Origin of the sequence: Novipirellula sp., assembly GCF_041583735.1 — a bacterium.
In the GTDB taxonomy this organism is placed as follows: Bacteria; Planctomycetota; Planctomycetia; order Pirellulales; family Pirellulaceae; genus Novipirellula.
Map to the genome: position 1 here is coordinate 1 of NZ_JBFHFD010000938.1, position 2,377 is coordinate 2,377.

Consider the following 2,377-nt stretch of genomic DNA (forward strand, 5'->3'; position numbering starts at 1 on the left):
AGGCCGACCGACCGGCTTACGTTCAACCATCACTAGGTCCGCGATGAGTTCCCATTGATCGTCGGTTAAGCAATGCCGCCCCACCATGATTACCTCCTCCCTTTCGTTCGAAATAACTTACCTCTCATTCGTACGAAATAAAGGGCAACATGGTTTTCAGACAGAGCCTAGTGCTGCGTACTCCCTCCGATGTGTGGAAGGCTTACTCGCAACTGCAAACTTACAACGACGAAATCTCGGACCTGCTGATGGTGGCTTACTCTCAACCTCAGCTGCGATCAATTTCTCGCGGTGCTTCCTCTACAATGCGATATGCCCCATGACTGGCAGTATATTCAATATCCAGGATAGCGGCGAACTGGTTGAAATGGTGGAATCCGGTTTTGTCAGCGAAGACGATTTCCAAACGTTGGTGGAAAAGTATCCCAATCTGCTCGCAGGCGACCAAATACGCAGTGACGATCCGCGGCGTTGGCTGTTGATCCGCCGTGAAATGGGAGTCGCTGACCTGCCATCAGGCTATGGCCGCTGGTCTCTCGACCATTTGTTCATCGATCAAGATAGCGTTCCGACTCTGGTCGAGATCAAACGTAGTACCGACACGCGTCTGCGGCGTGAGGTGGTCGGCCAGATACTCGATTACGCTGCCAACGCGGTGGTGCATTGGTCGCTGGAACAAATTCAAGTCGAGTATCAAGCACAGTGCGAGCGAGACGGTGTCGATCCGGACGAACGTCTCGGTGTGTTTCTTGGCGCCGATGGAGACATCAGCGGGTTTTGGCAACAAGTGAAAACCAATTTACAAGCAGGCCGCGTGCGACTCATGATTGTTGCCGATGTCATTCCAATGGAACTGCGACGGATTGTGGAGTTCTTGAATGAGCAAATGGACCCCGCCGAAGTGTTGGCCGTTGAGATCAAGCACTATGTTGGGCAGGGCATCAAAACATTGGTACCCCGCGTGATTGGCCAGACCGCAGAGGCTGAGAGCCGGAAGGGAGCAAGTGGTTCGGCGGGGCGACGGCGGCCGCGAACCGAACAACAACTACAGGAAATCGCAGATGCGAAACAGGTTGGTGAAGTGTACTCGCTGTTGGTGAGCCAGACGAGATCGTTGTTCGATAGCATGACTACCACTCGCAGCAACGTTGCCTTCAACGGAAAAATTGCTCCTTTCAAATCAGGTGCCGTCTTGGCGGCTCTCTCGCCGGTCGATAGCTCTGCGGATAAAGGGGTGTCGTACGGAGTCTACGTCGACCGCTGTGCTGATTTCTTTCGCGTCACCCGAGACGAGATCATTCAAGCGATTCCCAATTTCGAAAAAGTCGAAGAAACGGGCGATTGGGCCGGTGACATTTACCGTGGGCATGTGCGGACCGCGTCCGATTTTGATGCATTGATTTCCTTGATGCGGCAAGCAAAAACGCAAGTTTGAAAACGATCCGTCGATCCCGCCGGGACAAGCCCGACCGAGATCCAATGGGAGTGGGAGGGCCTTGGTAGCTTCCAGATGCCCGCCCCGGCCGGGCGAGCCGGACGGAAGCGATGGTGTGCCGGGGTGTACTATTACGCCCACAGCCTCGAAGTGACTGCATCCTTTCCACCGAGTTCGCAGCGACGCAGGCGTTATCGCAGGCGGTCAAGCCAGGCGTCCGTCGCGATCACTTCGCTGATGAACATCTGCTGAGACACCAGGATCGAGTCTTGCAACTGCTTCGCGGTCACCGAGCCTGCTTCGTTTTCGACGTCCAGTGTTCCGGTGGCATCACGCAAGAACTCGACTTTGTAGCCGCGATGAAACGCTTGGCGGGCCGTGGTGTCACAGCACATTTGCGTCATGTAACCCGCGATGGCGACCGTGTCGGCATCAACTTTCTTTAGCCACTCGGCCAGATTTGTATTGGTGAACGAGCCGGGCAATTGTTTATCGATCAACACATCGCGATGACGTTTTTCAACCTCGGGATGCAGTTGCCATGCGTCGGAGTTGAGCCGGAAGATGGGGGAATCGGGATCGGGTTGGTGGTGCCGAATCACAGCGGTTGGAACCCCCGCTTGTTTCGCTTCGTCCATCACCCGCAAGATTTGATCGAGATGACCGGTGGGATAAGTCACTGGCAAGGCACCCGAAAAATATTCTTGCTGAACATCAATCACCAATAGCGCACGGCTCATCGCATTAAATCCAATTCAATCTCAAGTCAGAAGTTCAGGGAACGGTTATCCCCAGTCTATCGCAGTTTCCGTTGGGGGCATACACAGTCGCCCGCCGCCTCCGACGTCGGATCATTCATTCGCGTTACCCGTAGTGGATCTTGCTAAAGATCCCGAATCCGCGAGTTTCCTTTAAAAGATCTTGCTAAAGATCCCACCCATC

General features: G+C 54.3%; 2 protein-coding genes. One reads left to right on the forward strand and one right to left on the reverse strand.

Going from position 1 to position 2,377, the window contains the following annotated elements:
* The first annotated feature begins 319 nt into the window (after positions 1–319).
* A complete protein-coding gene (locus tag ABX962_RS34795; protein WP_372726249.1) occupies positions 320–1,435 on the forward strand; it encodes a hypothetical protein in 1,116 nt (371 codons plus the stop codon).
* A 191-nt stretch (positions 1,436–1,626) separates the two neighbouring features.
* Here the strand turns inward: ABX962_RS34795 and ABX962_RS34800 are convergent, their stop codons facing one another.
* A complete protein-coding gene (locus tag ABX962_RS34800; protein WP_372726250.1) occupies positions 1,627–2,175 on the reverse strand; it encodes a cysteine hydrolase family protein in 549 nt (182 codons plus the stop codon).
* Between the last annotated feature and the right edge of the window lie 202 nt (positions 2,176–2,377).